This window comes from Paenibacillus sp. J31P316, from assembly GCF_056269105.1.
The window spans coordinates 98,292-118,270 of the sequence record NZ_JBWDNI010000012.1; the positions used below are offsets into that span (position 1 = coordinate 98,292).

12 protein-coding genes are annotated in these 19,979 nt (G+C 57.5%); all 12 read left to right on the top strand.

Features of this window, described 5'->3' with window-relative positions; genetic code table 11:
* Positions 1-11 precede the first annotated feature (11 nt).
* The 12 genes from AC0YNU_RS24800 (at position 12) to AC0YNU_RS24855 (ending at position 19,843) form a co-directional block, all read left to right on the top strand.
* Positions 12-176 carry a hypothetical protein gene (locus AC0YNU_RS24800; RefSeq protein WP_475761366.1) on the top strand — a complete coding sequence of 55 codons (165 nt, stop codon included), beginning with the start codon at positions 12-14 and terminating at the stop codon, positions 174-176.
* Between the two features lie 31 nt (positions 177-207).
* A complete protein-coding gene (locus AC0YNU_RS24805) occupies positions 208-354 on the top strand; it encodes a hypothetical protein (protein ID WP_475761367.1) in 147 nt (48 codons plus the stop codon).
* Positions 351-776: a hypothetical protein gene (locus AC0YNU_RS24810; RefSeq protein ID WP_475761368.1), complete on the top strand. Its 426-nt coding sequence runs from the start codon at positions 351-353 to the stop codon at positions 774-776. Before AC0YNU_RS24805 ends, AC0YNU_RS24810 begins: the two co-directional genes overlap by 4 nt.
* A gap of 42 nt (positions 777-818) precedes the next feature.
* Entirely contained in the window at positions 819-1,298 is a 480-nt protein-coding gene (locus tag AC0YNU_RS24815; RefSeq protein ID WP_475761369.1) for a hypothetical protein, read from the top strand.
* Between the two features lie 425 nt (positions 1,299-1,723).
* The gene (locus tag AC0YNU_RS24820; protein ID WP_475761370.1) at positions 1,724-8,941 is read left to right on the top strand and encodes a sugar-binding protein; all 7,218 of its coding nucleotides are present in this window, start codon (positions 1,724-1,726) and stop codon (positions 8,939-8,941) included.
* A 224-nt stretch (positions 8,942-9,165) separates the two neighbouring features.
* Positions 9,166-10,197 (top strand): S-layer homology domain-containing protein, encoded by a 1,032-nt coding sequence (locus AC0YNU_RS24825; protein WP_475761371.1) that lies wholly within the window; start codon positions 9,166-9,168, stop codon positions 10,195-10,197.
* A 260-nt stretch (positions 10,198-10,457) separates the two neighbouring features.
* Complete coding sequence (locus AC0YNU_RS24830; RefSeq protein ID WP_475761372.1) at positions 10,458-12,104, top strand: response regulator transcription factor; 1,647 nt, start codon at positions 10,458-10,460, stop codon at positions 12,102-12,104.
* Between the two features lie 159 nt (positions 12,105-12,263).
* Positions 12,264-13,337 carry a glycoside hydrolase family 88/105 protein gene (locus AC0YNU_RS24835; protein WP_475761373.1) on the top strand — a complete coding sequence of 358 codons (1,074 nt, stop codon included), beginning with the start codon at positions 12,264-12,266 and terminating at the stop codon, positions 13,335-13,337.
* Positions 13,338-13,375: 38 nt separating this feature from the next.
* Positions 13,376-15,163: a sensor histidine kinase gene (locus tag AC0YNU_RS24840; RefSeq protein WP_475761374.1), complete on the top strand. Its 1,788-nt coding sequence runs from the start codon at positions 13,376-13,378 to the stop codon at positions 15,161-15,163.
* 210 nt (positions 15,164-15,373) lie between these two features.
* The gene (gene bglB, locus AC0YNU_RS24845) at positions 15,374-16,468 is read left to right on the top strand and encodes a beta-galactosidase BglB (RefSeq protein ID WP_475761375.1); all 1,095 of its coding nucleotides are present in this window, start codon (positions 15,374-15,376) and stop codon (positions 16,466-16,468) included.
* 102 nt (positions 16,469-16,570) lie between these two features.
* A complete protein-coding gene (locus AC0YNU_RS24850) occupies positions 16,571-18,469 on the top strand; it encodes a heparinase II/III domain-containing protein (RefSeq protein WP_475761376.1) in 1,899 nt (632 codons plus the stop codon).
* Between the two features lie 219 nt (positions 18,470-18,688).
* Positions 18,689-19,843 (top strand): trans-sulfuration enzyme family protein, encoded by a 1,155-nt coding sequence (locus AC0YNU_RS24855; RefSeq protein ID WP_475761377.1) that lies wholly within the window; start codon positions 18,689-18,691, stop codon positions 19,841-19,843.
* Positions 19,844-19,979 lie beyond the last annotated feature (136 nt).

The window sequence follows — 19,979 nt, forward strand, 5'->3', positions numbered from 1 at the left end:
GGTGAGTATACATGCGTAATATTTTGATTACTGTCATGATGCTGGTCGTTGTGGTTTTGTTGTTCAATGCCATCGTCTCCAAGGATACGACCGGCACGAAAGCGCAGATTCAATCGCAGGGGGATTCCGCGAACACGAAAATCGGTGCGCTGCTAACAACGACGACTACGCCGTAAGGCGTAAGATGCGAAGAAGGAGGCGACGCCGATGCGCTCTCTGCTCATGACGCTGCTGTTGATCATCGTCGCCGTCATGGTGTATAGCGAAGTAACGGGCGGCGAGGACGGCATGAACCGACAGTTGGAACGATCCGGCCATCATATGGGCGACGGCATTCGGAGGATGAGTCCGTGAAGAGCTTGCTGGTGTTCGTGCTGCTCGCAGCCATGATGTGCTGGTTCATGTTCTCGCCAATTTATAAGCATGTGCTCATCGTGCGGCAGGCGGTGCTTCAGCAGGAAGTCGACTATTTGCTGGAGGTCGGCGCGAGCGGCGATTACGGCTACGTCGATTCGTCGATGCTTCAGGACGCGAAGGAGCGTCTGGCGGGCTATGGCCTTGATCCGGCGCTCATCGAGTTCGAGGTCGTCTCGGACAACGGGGCCGATGCGACGAATCCTTCGCAGCCGCTTCCCCGCGGCGCTCCGCTGTCGGTCAGCGCCAGCTATCCCGTCGAAGGGCTGTTCAATATTGATCGGCTAATCGGCGTGGAGCCGCCGCCTGCCGATACGAGACTTAAAGCGGCGGGGACGAAAATGAGCGAATATGTGCCGTAGCGGAAATCGGGTGACGAGTCGACAGCAGGAAGGAGGCTGTTCATGTACAAGCTGGTGCTCGTGATGCTGATGGCGGTCATATGGATGCTGCTGCATGCGCTTCAGACGGATGAGGAAATGGCCGTCGCTGCTTTGTTCCAGGGCAAGCATGCGGTGAACCGGGCTGCCCATGCCGCCGCCCAGCAGATCGATGCCGCGGCGCTGGCCGACGGGCGGCTTCATATTGACGAGGCATTCGCCCGCGCCGAGGCGGACGAGTACTTACAGCGCAATTTGCAGCTGGACGAGGACGGTTTTCCGCTGCCGGATGCGTATTTGAAGGAGCGGGTGGATATCATCGACTTCCAGGTGATTAACGACGATCGCTCCTTTCCCTACACGTATCGCAACGAGCTATACGATTATGAAGTCACGCTGCATCGGCCGGGCGTCGTGCTCATTGCCCGAATGGTCTATCCGAGAGTGTTCAACGTCATCGAGCCAATTGAATGGATGATTAAAGGGGCTGCCGAGCTGACGTAAGCCGATTCTTTCGTCACCGTTTTAATGAATTCAAACCCAACAATAGCAGGCCGGCCGGCATTTCCAAATGCCGCGCGGCCTTTTTTGTCTTTCTGGAACCTTTTATGGAATCATTATCCAGAATTCTGTCTGTAATGGATCGAGCGGCTTTCGACAGGCAGTGACAAGATTGCAGCGTTATGTGTCAGCGCTCGACAGTCCGCCTTGAAGACTTTGTTTTTTTACCATAGAAACTAGAACATTACCATATGTAAGTGTTTACATTCTTTTTCTATAATGTATAGGGACAGACACTGAGGTTGTCAGATATGGTCGCGAAGGGAGAGGTTTTCGGTTTAATCGCCTTGGAAGTAAGAGTGGGGCGGGCATTGGAAGGAGTCAGTTCGTAACGTGAAGACAACAGATCGAAACAGGGAGGTAGCAAAATGGGAATGAAGCGCGAATGGCGACGGATTAATCGTTCCATGGCGTTATTGATGACGTTTTCGATGATTATATCGAGCTTTGTCAGTTTCGGCTTCTCAAGTAAGGTCCAGGCTGCGGCCAGCGACGCCGATAAATTCACGACGGTAACATCGCCGGCGTATCGCTCGGACATTAACGACAATACCATTACCATCTCGTTCCACAATACGCTCGGTACAACCGCTAAGGTCTACTCGCAGAAGCAGCCAAGCGATTTGAATAATAACAGCAACGGCACGAAGGATCTCGTCGGCGAAGTCACGCTGTCGAACGGGGACGGAAGCGTGCAATTTCCGGCTTCCCAATATCCGAAAGGCCCGATTTCCGTGCGTATCCAAGTGTTCCAGGGCAGCACCGAAATCGACAATGCCTACCTGCAGCTAAACAACAAGGTCGGCGTCGATTGGCGGGCCGGGCTTGCCGAAGCCCCGGTCAATCCGGTCACGGAGGGCATGCCTACCGTGTTCGAAGACGATTTCAAAACGATGCCGACGATCAACAAGACCGGCATCGGCGCGACGTACGCGTCGGCCAAGGTCGACGAGGCGCGAGGCGGCATGTTCGGTTGGGCGGCGTTCGAAGATGTCGACGGCGCGAACAACCCGTTCTCGATCAGCGACAACGAATACATGAAGCTGTCGACGATTTACCATCCGACAGGCTATGTCCGCAACGACTACTGGAAGCAGAAGGTCAGCACAGGCTACCTGTCCTCCATGAACCAAGCAGGCGGCGGCTTCCATACGGAAGGCGGACGCAATCAGTACTTCGAAGCTCGCATGTTCTTCGGTCCGAATCCGGGCATGTGGCCGGCATTCTGGACGTTGACGGCGAACGGTTACGCTCAGAATCCGGATCTGGGGAATCAACCGAGCGACGAGTTGGATATTATCGAAGGTTACCTAGGTACGCCTACCGGCTATCAGATCGCATGGCATCCGTGGGGTTACGATAAACCGGCGGCTGCAGGCTACGATGCCAGCAAGCTCGGCGGCGGCTACAGCGCCAACCTCGATACGGCTCCTTTCGGCAATATCAATTTGGCGATGGGCTTCCATACGCTGGCCGTGTACATCACGAAGGACTGGACGTACTACTACTGCGACAACGTGGAAGTGACACGCCACAAAACATTGCCGTTCAGCTGGCAATACGGCAATTATTTCATCATTAATGCTGCCGTGTCCGATCACTACGGCATCGACGGCAATGCCGCGGATCCGTTCGCGAACTTCGGCGTGCCAGGCGGCTTCACGCGTTACGGCAACGAGGCCGACACTTACGTGGACTGGGTACGCGTTTATCAAGATGCTCCAGGGACGGTTCGTTTCGAAAGCGATTCTTCGGTCAAAGCGCTATCCGGCGACGTCGTGCGCGTCAACGTCAGCCGCAACGACGCAGCGAAGGCGCTGTCCGGCAATTACCACGTCAATGCGCCGGCAGGCTGGAAGATCATGAGCGGCGAGCAATTCGTCGATATGAGCGGCACGTATAATGCGCCGTTCGCGGCAGGCGCGAGCAGCGACACGCTGACGTTCCTTGTCCCGAACGATTATGACGAGACGGCGAATATCACCATAACTCCTGTAGCGAGCGGCGGTACATCTTATGAGCCGATCGTGATCAGCGCTACGGCAACCGGCGCGACGGGAGAATTGATTCGCGTCGATTCCACTACCTATCCGTACCGCAACACGGGCGGTGGCGATCAAGGGTCATGGGCAACGTACGATCCGAGCACGAACCTCGGCACGTATTTCAACTTCATCAACGGCGGCTGGTGGCGCGACGGCTGGAGCTGGATGTACGTTCGCGAAGACGCTTCGACAGCGCTGGAGTTCAAATTCAACGGGACGTCCATTGCGCTCGATATGACGAAGTGCACGGAGTGCGGCGAAGGCGACATTTATTTGGACGGCCAGCTTCAGCAGCATATCGATACGAACGCAACATCGGACCAGACGGTTAGGGTATTCGAGAAGAGCGGACTCGCCGATGGCGACCATACGCTCAAGATCATGGGCGCGAACAACGCAGCTACGCGTTACCTGCGTATCGCAGGCTTCGAGTTCCGCCATTTCGAAGATCCGAACTTGCCGAAATTCTGGACGGATAATACGTTCTTCAAGGCAGGTCCGGGAGAAGAAATCTCGGTGAACATTAACCGCAACGGCGCGGCAGGGACTCGCTTCGGCACGTACAGCCTGACCTTCCCGACGAGCGGTTGGCAAGTGAAGGTGGGCGGTAATTGGCAGGCGGCAACGAGCCAGTCGTTCTCGACCAACCATTACGAGGATACGATTCAACTGAAGGTTCCTTCGAACTACACGAGCAAAAACGGTCAGGTCGTCATTACGCCGACGATCAGCGACGGAACCTATCCGCCGATGAAGGTGACCGTGCAGGCGCCGGACGCTCCGGAAGCCCCGGCAATTACGGGAGTCGGCGTGAAGCGTACGGTTGATGGCAGCACTTATCCGTATGTCAATGGCACCGGCGGAACGAGCGGCGCTTGGACCGCGTTCAACCACAGCTCGCAGCCGAACGATTACTTCGCGTTCAACGGCAACTGGTGGAACGACAACTGGGCATGGATGTATATCACGGCAGGCACGAATCAAGACGTGAAGTTCAATTTCGAAGGCGATGCCGTAGCGCTTTATGCCCGCTATATCGACGGCGGCAGCGCGTTCGACGTGTATATCGACGGCGTCAAGCAAGGCTCGGTCGACACGAACGGCAGCAGCGGCAAGAAGAGAGTATTCAGCAAGAGCGGACTGCCAGTCGCGAACCACGAGCTCAAGCTGGTCGTAACGAGACCTAGCGGTTCGATCGTGCTGGAAGGCTTCGAGTACGATTACGTGAAGTCGAATGAAATTCAAACGATCCGCGTCGATTCTACGACTTATCCGTACAAGAGCACTTCGGGCGGAGACGGCGGCAACTGGGCGCAATTCGACACATCGACCCAGGGCAAAACTTACTTCAACACAACCGGCGGCTGGTGGCATGACGGTTGGGGCTACATGTACGACAATGCCGGCAACAACGGCGACGTGAATGCCTTCACGTTCGACGGTACCGCGGTATCGGTCTTCATGAAAACCTACAGCAAGGGCGGTCTGTTGGACGTCTATCTGGACGGTGTATTCCAGACGACGATCGACTCCCAAAGCGAAACGGAAATCAATAACGTGAAAGTGTTCGAGAAAACCGGCCTTCGCGGCGGCGAGCACAAGCTCGAATTGAAGGTGAAGGCTGAAAGCGGCCGGGAAACCGTCGTCGTCAGCGGATTCGAGTATGTCTACGATCCGAACGCTGTCGTTCCGGGCTTCGCGGCACCTGCGTCATTGAATGTCGTGCAGGGCGAGAACGCCAGCATCACGATCACGCGCGACGAGAACGCTCAGGAAATGGCCGGCACGTACGAAGTAACGTTCCCGGACACGAACTGGTCCGTCGTATCGGGCGGCAGCTTCGCGGCCGGCAGCGCAAGCGACACGATCGTCGTCAGCGTTCCTGCGGCTTACGCGCTTCCGAACGGCCAAATCAAAATCGCGCCGATCGTCAATGGCGTGAAATATGCAACTCAAACCGTCTCGATCGTAGCGCCGAAGATCCCGCTGCCTGACTTGGTCACGCTGCAATCGCCGGCATACCGAGCAGACATCGAAGGCGATACGACGCTGAACTTCACCGTGAAGGGCGGATACACGGCTGCCGCGGGCTATACGCTGCATCAGCCTGACACCCAGCATACGGATGCCTCCGGTTACATCGTCAAGCTGGCCGATGTCACGTTGGACAGCGACGGCAAAGGCTCGATCACGTTCGATGCCGATCAATTCCCGCACGGCCCAGTTGCCGTGAAGGTGACGGCGACGAAAACGGACGGCTCGAAGACGATCGAGGATTACTTCCAGTTCTACAATACGGGCGGCGTTGAATGGAATATGGGTCTCGAGAACGCGCCTATGCCGTCGCAATTGGACGGACTGAACATGGATGTGACGTTCGAGGACGATTACAAATCAATGCCGACGATTTCGAAGACGGGCATTGACGGCCAAGGCCAACGTACGACGTATGCTTCGCATAAACCGGATTACGGCGATTACGGCAATGCCTTGTTCGCAAGCCGCGGAACCCCGTACGATCCGTTTGATCAAGTCGAAGATTACCTGAAGATCAAGACCAAATATTACGAGGATCCGCTTCCTGCAAGCGTTGACGGCTACCAACGCCATTACACGACGGGCTTCCTCAGCTCCGTCGGCGATGACGGCGTAGGCTTCCGCACCAAGGGCTATACGGATCAATATTTGGAAGCTCGCTTCTTCGTCGGCGCCAACCCGGGCCAATGGCCGGCATTCTGGACGCTGACCGGCGTACACGACGCGGCGACTGACGAGCTCGACATCATCGAAGCTTATCCGCCTAACGTCTCGGGTTATTCCATTGCAACCCATCCATGGGGCTACGATAATTTGGATGGCGGCGGAAAGGCCATTGATACGGTCGATCTGATCGGCAGCGACGCCGGCAACATTTCGATGGGCTTCCACACGTACGGCGTGCTGGTTCAGGAAGATTACACGACGTACTACTTCGATAACAAAGAAGTTTACAAGCAGAAGACGCTGCCGCTGTCGTGGCGCAAAGGAAGCTACTTCCTGATCAACAATGCCATGACGCAAAGCGACGCGTTCCCTCCGGGCTATGGATTCGATCGCTACGGCGATCAATCCGACATGTTCATCGACTGGGTGCGCGTGTACGAACAACCGCAAAACCCGTCCGCCGTGATTTTCGACACGGCAGCGTTCAGTCCGGTCAGCGTAACGCCTGGCCAAGATCTGAGCCTGGACATCAACCGCGTGACCGATGGAGCGAAAGCGCTTAGCGGCACGTACCAAGTCGAGATGCCGCAAGGCTGGTCGGTCGTCTCCGGCGGCACGTTCAGCGCAGGCTCGTCGAAAGACACGCTGGTGCTGCACGTTCCGGATAATTACGCGCAATACACGTTCAACGTGAAGATTACGCCCGTTGCGAACGGCACGAACTACAAGACGTTGACCGTGCAGACGAAGAACACGGACGATTCGCTCGGCGTAGAGATCTATCCGGTTCTTAACGCGGCGAAGACGGGATATGACGTGAAGGTCGCGCTCACCAACAAGAACGCTACGGGCTCCATTGCCGGAGGCTCCGTGGAAGTCGAAGAGCCTGCTGCGGCGGCAGACAGCTACAGCTTCGGAGACATCGCAGGCGGAGCGACGCAATACGTCACGATTCCGGCCGCGATGCTGTCGGCCGACAACCGTACGCATTTCACGTTCCATATTACGAACGCGGACGGGTACGACCGTTCCTTCAATAAAGACATCAGCGATTTGACGGCAACGCGCGTCAATCCGGAACATCCGATTCTCGTTGGCGGCAACCTTGACGGAACGATCGACGCGGATGCGTGGAACGGCTCCCAAGCCATTCACTTAATCGGTGACCAAGCCGGCGACCGCTCGGGCAATCAATACGTCAAGTGGGACGACGACTATCTCTACCTCGCCGTTCAAGTAACGGACGACGTACACAGCATGTCTGCGGCGAATGTATACGATTCGTGGGGCGCTGACAGCCTGCAGGTGTCCTTTGACCCTGAACGTCCGGGCAGAACGGCATCGAGCGACAACCATCCGCGGTTCATCGCGTCGCTGAACGCGACGACTGGCGAATCCGCGCTGGGCAACGAAACATGGGGACCGGTCACGACCGGCAACCTGAACGACATCAAGTACAAATTCACCCGTGACGAAGCGAACCATCTGACGAACTACGTGGTCGCCTTCCCATGGAACAGCATCCTGACCGACGCACGCAAGCCGGCGACGGCGGATCTGACCGATCTCGGTATTTCCGTCATCGTCAACGACAATGACGGCGCGGGCCGCGAGGGCTGGATTTCCTACATGGACGGCATCTCAAGCGGCAAGGATCCGCTCAAGTTCGGCGATTTGATCCTGTCGTCCAGCACTTCGCTGCAGCCGCAGGAGCCTGCGGATTCCCTGCATGCGACGATCGACGCTCCAGCGACGGCCTTTGTCGGCCAGCCGGTTGATCTGAATGTCGGCGTAGCTGGCGTAACGGATCGCTTCTCGATCGCCGATCTGACGGTGAATTACGATCCGAACAAGCTGGAATTCGCAACGGAGACGGATGATAACGGCAGACTTATTCTAGCCGATAGCGTCATCGCTTCGCTGAAGGAACACGTTGTCGTGCTTGGCGCGGCAATCAAGCCGGAGTTGGGTCAGATCCGTATTTTGCTGGCCAGTGAAGGAGCAAGCAACGGCGTATCCACAGATGGCGACTTGCTGGTGCTGCATGGCAACGTCAAGGCGAACTCGACGGTAGGAACGACTTCGATATCGCTGTCGGACTTTACGATCGGCGACGACGGCGACACCGTGGCGGTCGATACTACAACCGCTTCTGCCGGCATCGCGATCAGCAACGTCGACAAGGCAGCTCTGAGCTCGGCGATCACAAGCGCGCAATCCAAGCATGATGCTGCTGTCGAAGGCACGCAAGCCGGCCAGTATCAAGCAGGCGCCAAAGCCGCGCTGCAATCGGCGATCAACGCCGCGGCAGCCGTCAGAGACAATGCTTCGGCTACGCAACAGGAAGTGAATGCTGCTGCTGCAGCCCTTGCGGACGCAGTGACCTCATTCGAAGGCAAAGTAGTTGTCGTGAACGCGGATAAGGCTGCATTGACTGCGGCAATTACGAGCGCGCAAAGCAAGTACAATGCTGCTTCCGAAGGCACGAAGCTCGGCAAGTATGCAGTCGGCTCGAAGGCCTCCCTGCAAGCGGCAATCGATAGCGCAACAGCAGTGAAGAACAACGCTGCAGCGACGCAAGGTCAAGTCGACCAAGCGGTAACCGATTTGAACGCCGCGGTTCAAACCTTCGCGACGAAGCTGATTACGCTCGTACCGGGACAAACAAGCATTACGATCAAGGATCTGTCGCTCATCGTGAAATACTTCGGCAAGAAATCGACGGATGAAGGCTGGGATGCTATTGCCGCAGCCGACATCTTCGACAACGGCGAAATTACGATTCAATCGCTTGCTGCCGTTGCCCGCATGATTCTCGATGACTGGCTGGCGGAATAACCGTTGATTCAATCTAGCGGAGGAGGGCTTCCGAGCCTTCCTCTACAATGAAATCTTCATCTGCATTAGCGTCATTCATTAGCTTCATTTAGCACGTTGTTTAGTCTTCATTTTATTGCCAAGCTTAGCGTTTTTCCGCAATGAAACGAGCTCTGCCGTTGATTCATGACGGCGAGAGCCGTTTCATTTTGGGTTAACGATCCGGAAAGGAAGTGCCATCGCATATGCCGCGCAAACTAATTCTCGGTTTCCTCGTCTGCCTGCTGCTCGGTGCCCAAAGCCTTGTGCCTGCTCGGGCAGCGACGGCTCCCGTCTTCGTACTGACCGCGGCTCCGGCAACGCCGGCAGTCGGGCAGGAAGTGAAGTTCACGCTGCAAGGGAAGCAGCTCACCGACGTCTATGCCTTCGATGTTACGCTTAGCTATGATGCCAGCAAGCTTCGTTTTAAAGAGGTCTCAAGCGCGATCGCGGGGATGTCGACAGACCCGATTTTGACCGACGGCCAGGTTCGGTTTGCGCATACGAAGATCGGCAAGATTGCGGGCGTCAGCGGAAGCGCAACCTTGGCAACGCTCACGTTCGTGGCGATCGGAGCAGGCGAGGCCAATGCCTCCGTCAAAGAGCTGAAGACGGTCGATTCGCAGTTGAAAATGACCACCTTGCACCCGGATGCGAAGGCGACGGCGAAAATCGGAGCCGCGGCCACGTTCAGCGACCTCGGAGCCAAATGGTCCTGGGCTGCCGAAGCCATCCGTTATTTGTCTTCGAAAGGCATCGTAGGCGGAACCGGCAACGGCAAATACGAACCGGCGCTGCCCGTGAAACGCGGGGACCTCATGCTGATGCTCGTGCGAGCATTTGGCCTAAAGGCGCAGGCAGGCGGAAGCAGCTTTGCCGATGTCCCGAAGGGCAAGTACTATTATGAAGCGATTACGACGGCCAAGGCACTCGGCATCGCGACGGGAGACGGTGCAGGCTTTAAACCCGAGGCCGCGGTGTCGCGGCAGGATCTGATGGTGCTTATCGACCGAACGCTGAAGACGCTCGGAAAAGCATTGCCGGAGGCGGCCGGAACGGAGCTGGACGGCTTTGCCGATAAGGGGAAGGTCGCCGACTATGCGAAACAGTCCGTTGCCAAACTGGTGAAGGCAGGCATCGTGAAAGGCGGCACTGCAGGCATCGAGCCTGCGAAGGGTACGAACCGTGCCGAAACGGCGGTTTTCCTGTATCGCCTACTGATGATGAAGCCGCAATAATCTGAACTGCCAAAGAGCCGCTCATGTCCAATACGGACAGGAGCGGCTCTCTTTATCGGGAGACGAATCACACTTGTTTGCAGCCAGCGGGTGTCCGGATATTTAAGTTTACAGTGGCCGGCTTTCGGCGTATCATCTTTGCCAAACCTGTCTATCGTTGACTGTTGCAAGCGCTATCATTTAGGGGTTCTATTATCGGTGGTAGTTATCGGCTCTCGGCAGCCGGCCGCCGTTACCGACTTAGGGGGAGGTTGGCCAGCGTGAAGAAGACTGTAGTCGTCATCGACGACAAGCCGCTTATTCTACGGTCCATTGTCCAGACCGTCGATTGGAATAGCCTTGGCTGCACCGTTGTCGGACAAGCGGAGGACGGCATCGAAGGAAAGCGGATCATTCACGATAAGCAGCCCGATATTTTGATTACGGATATTAAAATGCCGGGCATGAGCGGGCTCGATTTGGCCGAATACATGCATTTTGCGTTTCCGATGTCGAAGACGATTCTCATTACCGGCTACCAGGACTTTGAATATGCCAAGCGCGCCGTGAAGCTCGGCGTCTACGATATTATTGTCAAACCCGTCCGAAACGACGAGCTGCAGCGGGTCATCGGATTGGCCGTGAACGAGCTGGACAGCGCCAGGCTGGAGCTGTCGCAGCGGGCGGAGCGCGACGAGGCATACAATCAGCTGGAAGAGCGCCATCAGAATTCGCTGCCCTCGCTTCGCAGCAAATTCGTCTCGGAGCTGATCGGCGGCAGCGTTCCGCAGGATGACAAGTTGGCCGAAACGTCCGCAAGTCTCGGTATGGCCTGGAATCGCTGCACCGTTCTGATGGTCCGTTCGAAACGAACGCTTGCCGCTTCTCATGGCGCGGATAGCCTGAGCATTAGCCCGATGTTGCACGGGACATTGGCGGAGATGGCCCAGCACGCGGCGGCACGCCGGGAATTTGAGATCGTCGACTCGTACCGTCACGACGATCTCGTGCTCGCTTGCCTGTTCCCCAAGCCGCTTACCCCGCGCGAGCTGAAGATGAAGCTGCAGAGCTTCTGTCACGATTTCATCGAGCTGGTCCGCCAACAGCACGGACTGACGATCTGCATTGCCGTCAGCGCGGTTTATCGGCAGCTGCAGGAGCTTAGACAGGCTTATGAAGGAGCGTCCGCTCTGATGGACACCAGCTTTTTTCATACGGAGGGACAAGTGCTGTTTCCCGAGATGGCAGAGCAGGCGGGGGAGGGCGGCAAGTTCTCCATTATCCGCGACCTTGAACAGTTTAACCGGATGCTGGAGCAGGTGACGAGCGACGAAATGATCGGCCATCTGGAGCAGATTATCGAGCACATCCGAGCCTACAGCGAAGGGAACATACGGGTGGCGAAGGGGTTGATCTCGGATGTCTGCCTCGCCGCGGCCCGCTATTATTATCGCGCGACCGGGGATGAATTCGGTTTCGACCGAAGCATCAACGAAGTGCTGGAGGATATTTATCGGCTGCGGGATATGCGGGAGGCTTCCGACTATTTGGCCGCATTCATCAAGACCGTGAAAACCAAGCTGTCGGGCGACGACAAAGAGTACAGCCTCGTCGTGAAAGAATCGGTCGATTACATCAACGGACATTTCTCCGAAAATATAAGTTTGACCGCCGTAGCGGAACATTTTGGCCTTAGCCCGAGCTATCTGAGCCGGCTGCTGCGCGCGGAGACCGGCATCAACTTCGTCGATTTGGTGGCGAAGGCGAGAATCGAGGCGGCCAAGCGGCTGCTGCGCGATCCGCGCCTGAAGGTGAACGAGGTCGGCGAAATGGTCGGCTACAAGGAATATGCCTATTTTTACCAAGTATTCAAAAAGACGGAGGGCATATCGCCGAAGGAATTTAAAAATCGAGGTAAAGAAAGCTAATAAAAGCATAAAATCGACGCATATTCCGTGCTATGCGAATGCGTTATAGTGAGGACTCACCAGGGAAATGGATGCTTACGATGTGAATTTAGCTCCGCTAAATTCAGCTCATGCTTACGAAGTGAATTTAGCTCCGCTAAATTCTGAGGAGGACAAGACATGGCAACCTTGCCACTGCAGCGGGAACGAATCGAAGCGTTGATCGAGCAGGTCGTTTCCGGCATGCAAAGTCTGAAGGTTCTGATCGAGGAAGATACGCCCGTCAGCATCATTTCGATGGATAAATGGGACTGGTCGCAGGGCGTCGGCTTGTTCTCGCTCTACCAGTATTACAAGGAAACGGGCAACCGCGGGATCCTCGCCTATCTGACCGATTGGTTCGACGACCGGCTGCGCGAAGGACTTCCGCCGAAGAACGTCAATACGATGTGCCCGATGCTGACGCTCAGCTATTTGTACGAAGAGACGCGCCGCCCGGAGTATTTGTCCGTCTGCGAGGAGTGGGCGAGCTACGCGGCCGACGATATGCCGCGCACGCCGGAATTCGGCATTACGCATGTCACGACGGAGAGCATGAACGAGGGCGAGCTGCGCGGCGATACGCTCTATATGACGGTGCTGTTCATGGGCCGCATGGGCGTCCTGCTGAAGAAGGAGCATTACGTGCAGGAGAGCATCCGGCAATTTCTCATTCATCTCAAATATTTGACCGACACGCGAACGGGGCTGTTCTTCCACGGCTGGTCGTTCATTCGAAGGGATAACTACGCCGGGGCGCTGTGGGGACGCGGCAATGCCTGGTACACGGCCGGGCTGGTCGACTATCTCGGCATCGTCGAGCTGCCGCTCGGCTTCGAGATGTTTCTGGTCGCCTCGCTCGAGCAGCAGGTGCGCAAGCTGAGCGAGCTGCAGGCGGAGAGCGGCATGTGGCGGACGCTGCTGGACGATCCCGATGCCTACGAGGAGACGTCGGCGACGGCGGGCTTTGCCTACGGCATCCTGAAGGCGGTGCGCAAAGGCTACATCAGCGAGACGTTCCTCGATTCAGGCATAGCCGCGCTGCAGGCGGTCGTTCGGAAGATCGACGCCGACGGCATGGTGCAAGGCGTCTCCTACGGCACCCGGATGGGGTATAGCCGCCAATTTTACAATGACATTCCGCAATGCCCGATGCCTTATGGGCAGTCGATGACGCTGTTGATGCTCGTGGAGAGCCTTCACCATCTCGATTAATGAACGTGTAGCGAGTACCGGGAGGACGCGGTGATGCCATGCGCAAGGTAAGACGATTCTTCGTGGACGCCAAGCTGAGAACGAAATTTCTGTTGTCGTTCGCCGTCATTATTCTCATTACCGTACTCATGATCAGCGGCATCAATTATTGGGTGTCGGTCGGCGCGATCAAGCGGAATTCCACCGAGTTCTCGCAATATTTGATCAGCCAGATCGGGATTAATCTGGACAAGCGGACGACCGACGTCGAGCAGATGGCGTTCCAGCAGTTCCGCAATTCCAGCCTCGGCGAGAAGCTGAAGGAGATGCCGGTCAAGGAGAACGACGTCTATTTTCGCGATACGTATATCAACGATTTCCTGAACGAGCTGCTGTTCAACGAGGATTATTTCTTGTCGGTGTTCATTATCGACGGCAGCGCGAAGCGGTACTCGATTCAGCGCAAGGCGGTCGTGAACTACAACCGGGAGCTGATGGACAGGCTCGATCTGAAGCAAATCCAGGACATGCGGGGCAGGGCGCTCTGGTTCCGCGGCGCGAACGACACGCTGTACATGGCAAGGGCGCTCTACGACATCGAGACGAGCAAATACGTCGGCATCATCGCGATCGGGCTGGAGAGCGACTACATCGGCTCCATCGTGACGGGCGTGCACAATTTAATGGACGGCGACGTTTTGATTCTGAACGGGGACAATCAGCTCTTCGTGCCGGGGGAAGTACGGGGCGCGGGAAAGTATTATTTGAACGAGAAACTCTATCTGTCGGATACGGGCAAGGAAGATTTCAAATTCGGCGGCAGGCGGTACATATCGAGCGTCCTCTCCACCGATTACGACAAATGGAAGGTCGTGCAAATCATCGACGTCGGCCAGCTGACCCGCGGCACGGAGAGCATCAAATATTGGACGATCAGCACCATTCTCGTCTCGCTGCTGTTCGCGTTCCTGATGGCGGCGCTCATCTCCAAGAACATCACCCAGAGCATCCGCCGGCTGCTGCAGAGCATGACGCTCTTCTCGCTCGACTTCCAGCACAACGCCATCGTGCCGAAGAGCCGCGACGAGGTCGGCCTGCTGACGGCCAAGTTCAATTCCATGGCGGAGAAAATCAACGATCTGTTCAATTCCGTCTATCGCGAGAAAATGCTGAAGCAAAAGGCGGAGTACCGCACGCTGCAATTCGAATACAAAGCGCTGCAGGCGCAGATGAATCCGCATTTTCTGTACAATACGCTGGAATCGATCTACAGCATGGCGAAGATCAAAGGCGAAGAGGAAATCGGCGAGCTGATCTACCTGCTGGGCAAGCTGCTGCGCGAGAGCATCGGCAAGAAGGGCGACACGCTCCGGCTGGAGGAGGAGCTCGACTTTATCCGCAGTTATTTGTCCATTCACAAAATCATCTACGGCGAGCGGATCGAGCTGGCCTACGAGCTTGATCAACGGCTGACCGGCTGCCGGGTGCCCAAATTCATCCTTCAGCCGCTCGTGGAAAACGCGATCGTGCACGGCATCGAGGAGAAGCCCGGGAAGGCGCTCATCCGCATCGCATGCCGCGAGGACCGCGGGGATTTGCTGCTGGAGGTGTCGGATAACGGCGTCGGCATGGAAGCGTCGACGGTCGACAGGCTGCTCAGCCCCGAGCGCTACGGCACCGTCGACGGGGAGAACAAGCACACCAACGTCGGCATAATCAGCGTGCACAAACGGATTCGAATCCTGTACGGCGACAAATACGGCCTCTCGATCGGAAGCGTCGTCGGGGAAGGAACGACCGTGCGCGTCCGGCTGCCGGCCGTTGCGGAGGAAGATGCCGAAGAGTGACTTAAACAGGTTTCGAGAGGGTTGGGAGCGCGAAAGCCGGTTCGCGTTTCGTCGATTCTCCGGCTCGCTCCCTAGAGCAAAAAATCTAATATAACCGCAAGATTCCACAATGGAAAGGCGCCTCCGTACCTGTGAAAATAAGAGCGACGAAGAAGAAGCGCCTTCGCCGCGCGGCGGAGCAAGCTTCTTCGGAATGAAGGAGCTGACAGTATGGATCGCATGCTTTCGAAGGAAGAGGCAAGCCGTTCGATCGAGCTCGTGCTGCAGGGCATGAAGAAACTGAAGCCGGCGTTCAAGGAAAACGTCAAGGACAGCATCGTTTCGATGGACGTCTGGGACTGGTCGCAGGGGGTAGGCTTGTTCGCGCAATATCTGTACTACAAGGAGACGGGCAGGAAGGACATTCTGAACGAGCTTGTCGCCTGGTTCGACCGGCATCTGGCCAAAGGGCTACCGGGCAAGAACGTCAATACGATGTGCCCCTTGCTGACGATGAGCTATCTCGGCGAAGAGCTCGGGCGCGAGGATTACTTGGACGTCTGCCGGGAATGGGCGCAATACGCCTTCACCGAAATGCCGCGCACGACGGAAGGCGGCATCTCCCACATTACCGTCACCGCCGACAACGAAGGACAGCTATGGGACGACACGCTGTACATGACCGTGTTGTTTCTGGGACGGATGGGCGTGCTGCTCGGCAGGGACGATTACGTGCAGGAGAGCGTGCGTCAGTTTCTCGTTCATCTGAAATATTTGACCGACGTGCGCACGGGGCTGTTCTTCCACGGCTGGACGTTCCTCGGCAACCATCATTTCGGGGAGGCGCTGTGGGGCAGAGGCAATGCTTGGTACGCCGCCGGGCTCGTCGATTATCTCGATATCGTACCGGTACAGCCTGGCGTGGCGCAGTTTCTGCTCACCTCGTTGGAACGGCAGACGGAGGCACTCGTGCCGCTGCAGACGGAAGAAGGCATGTGGAGGACGCTGCTCGATCAGCCGGATTCCTACCCGGAGAGCTCGGCGACGGCAGGCTTTGCTTACGGCATCATGAAAGCGGTACGCAAAGGGTATTTGCCCGAACGTTATCTGGAAATCGGCCGTAAAGCGCTGCGGGCAGTTATGGCGCGCGTCGACGAGGATGGGCTCGTGCAGGGCGTATCCTACGGCACCTGCGTAGGCGACGAGCTCGATTATTACCGCGGCATTTCGGTCTGCCCGATGCCGTACGGCCAGGCAATGACGCTGCTCATGCTGGTGGAGAGCCTGAAGCATCCGGAAACCGCCGGCGTCGTGCCGCAAGCTTAAGCGGGAAGCGACCGGCGTCGCGCCGGTCTTATCACTGTTGCGATGTTGCGGTAACCGAGTTATCGCGGTCCGAACGAGCATAAGACGGGGAGAGTGAACGGGATGAACGGCACGATGCGGATGGTGGAGAATTGGCAGGCGGTGCGCGACAAAATCGGGCGCTTCGATTGGGCGAAGGCAATCGTCGACAAATTCAAGCCGGATACCGACCGCTGGGTCGCCAATTATGCGGACGACGCTTCGCGGGTCGCCGGCTGGGGCCATCATTATTTCTGCGACCGCTGCTATGCGGCGCTGATCTTCGATCCTTACAAGCCCGGCGAGCACCGCTGCAGCGGCTGCGGGGAGCTGCGGCACGCCCAGGAGGCGGACGATGCCTGGTCGTACATGTACAGGATGTCGACATGCAGCCAAGTGTTCAATGCGGCCGTACTCTATCAGCTCTACGGAGACGAGAAGTATATGGCGTATATCCGCCGGGCGCTCACCTTCCTGTGCGACAACTACGGCCATTTCGAGGTGCGGACGCCTCCGCGCCAGGAAGGGCGTTTCACCGGCTGCGACCTGACCGACGGCGTCGCCGTCATCTGGCTGCTGAACGGCATGGAGCTGGTGAAGGACGAATTCACCGCGCCGGAGTTGGAGAGTTACAAGCATCGCTTCTTCATTCCGGAAGCGGAGTTTCTGATCGAGAAGGTCGGCGTCACGCCGAACATCATCTGCTGGATGAAAGCGGCGGCCGGCATGATCGGCCTGTTCTTCGACGAGCGGATCTGGTGCGAGCGCGCCGCCGAGGGCGAATACGGCATCAAGAAGAAGCTGGCCGACGGCTTGCTGCCGGAAGGCTTCTGGTACGAGGCGTCCATGCACTATCATTTCTACTGCGCGGAAGGGATGACCTACTATCTCGCCTTCTGCAAAATCTACGGCTATGATTTCCCGGAGATGGAGGACGGACTACTGCGGATGTACCGTTATCCGGTCAACTACGCGTTCGCGAACGGCGAATTTCCGAATCCGAACGACGGCTGGCCGCTGCTCAAGTTCGGCAATTACGCCCAGGCGTACGAATGGGTCCGCAACGTGCACGACGAGGCCGCTTTTCGCTACGCGCTGTCGTTCTGCTACGACGCGCACGACGAGTCGCTGCCCGGCGCCAATATCGGCGGCACGGCCCGTCTGCTCTTCGGCCGCGACTGGGAGAACGAGCGATTCGACCATTTGCCGTCCGGCAGCGGATTGCCCGAAGGCGGCTCCAGATACGATCCGTCGATCTACTTCGCCATGTTGCGAAGCGGCCGGTCGGAGCTGTTCATCAAATACGGCTTCGTGCTGCGCGGCCATTCCCATGCGGATATCATGAACTTCGAGCTGTTCTTCAAGGACGAGGTCATGTCGCGCGACATTTCCAACAGCGGATACGGCTCCGACCTGTTCCGCGAATGGCAGCGCAAGACGATCGCCCACAATTCCGTCATGATCGACCGGCAGACGCAGCCGAATCGCCCGCCCGGCCAAATGCTCGCGTTCGACGAAGACGGCAGCGCCTGCAGCGTCGCCGCGGACGAGGTCTATCCGGGCTACAGCTTCGTTCGCAGCATGCGGCTTCATCCGAACCGGCTGGAGGATCTGTTCGAGGTGATGCCGGCCGCGGGAACGGACGAGTCGGAGGCGCATACGATCGACTGGTTCTTCCATTGCACCGGCGAGCTAAGCTCGGAGCTGCCGTTCGAGCCGTGCGAACGGCCGGGCAGCGAGGACGGCTACCAGCTCATGCTGGAGACGGCCTCCTGCGAGACGGACGCGGATTGGGAGGTGCAGTGGACGCTGGACGACAAGAAGGTGACGCTCCGCATGGAGGGCTGCCCCGGCACGAGCGTGTTTATTTTCAAAGGCTACGAGCACCGGCTCGATCTCGTCCGCTGGGGCGTGATGGTGCGCCGCGTCGCCGGCTCGGCGGCGTTCAAGGCCGAGTACCGCTGGGAAGAAACGAACCAATAGGAACGAACAGGGCGAACAGGAACGAACAGGACGAACAGGACGAAGAGGACGAGCGGAACGAACAAGTCGAACAGGAACGAATAGGAACGAATAACAGGGCGACCGCCCCGGCAGGAGAGAAGCCGCCTTCGACAGGCGCCTTCTCTCTTTTGCCGGGGCCGCTTCATAATAGGCCAGCCGCAGAGCCGCACGGCGGCCGAAAAACGTGGAGGAATGAACATGGATGCGCATGGTGGCATGAGCAAAGAAGAGATTTGCACGCATTTGGGCGACGATTACGACCGTTATCTGGGCGCGATCGTGCCGCCGATTTTTCAAAACTCGCTGTTTACCCGCAAAACGCAGGATCACGGCTACAGCTATACCCGCGCGTCGAACCCGACGATCGAGATCGCCGAACGGAAGATCGCCGCGCTCGAGGAAGCCGAGGATGCCCGCTGCTTCTCGTCCGGGATGGCGGCGATTACGGCCGCGTTGATGAGCGTCATGGAGAAGGATTGCCACATCGTCTGCCCGGCTAACGTATATCCGCCTACGAAAGCTTTCCTGGAGAGCTACATGGCGAAGTTCGGCGTGGAGACGACGTTCGTATCGGGCGAAAGCATCGCGGAATTCGAGCAGGCGCTGCGTCCGAACACGAAGGCGATCTATCTCGAGACGCCCTTGTCGAACGTATTTACGCTGCAGGACCTGCGCGCGATAGCCGCACTCGCCAAGTCGAGGGGGATCACGACGATCGCCGACAACTCATGGGCGACGCCGCTGTACCAGAATCCGATCGGCTGCGGCATCGATATCGTCGTGCACTCGGCGTCCAAATACATGGGCGGCCACAGCGATATCATCGCCGGCGTCATGGTGGGCACGAAGGAGCGGATGGAGCCGGTCACCCATCGCGAGCGGGGCATGTTCGGCGCGTCGATGGACCCTCATCAGGCATGGCTGCTTATTCGCGGCCTGCGCACGCTGCCCGTGCGGATGCGCCAGCATCAAGAAAGCACCTTGCGCATCGCGGCTTTCCTGGAGGAGCACCCGCTCGTGGAACGAGTTCTCTATCCCGGGCTGCCGAGCCACCCTCAGTATGAGCTGGGACGCAGCCAGATGAGCGGTTATTCCGGCCTGCTCGGCTTCGTTCCGAAGGGCAGCCGCGACGAGATCGCGCGTTTCATGAAATCGCTCCGCCTGTTCCAGGAAGGCCCGAGCTGGGGCGGCTTCGAAAGCCTCGTCAACTCCCCGGGTCTCTGGATGGACGAGGAAACCTCGCGCCGAACCGGCATTCCGCAAGGACTGCTGCGCGTTTCCATCGGACTCGAGCATGCCGATTCCCTGATCGAGGACATCGACGCTGCGCTTGCCGGCTTGAAACGGACATAACCGGCCTTTCCACTCGGCCGCGGGGACACGGGCGTATTTATCTCCGCCGACGTCAAGAAACCTAATAAAAAGTAAAAATCCATATATGTAAAACGCTTTCATTCCTAGGTAAACTTAGACTATTCCAAACGGAAAG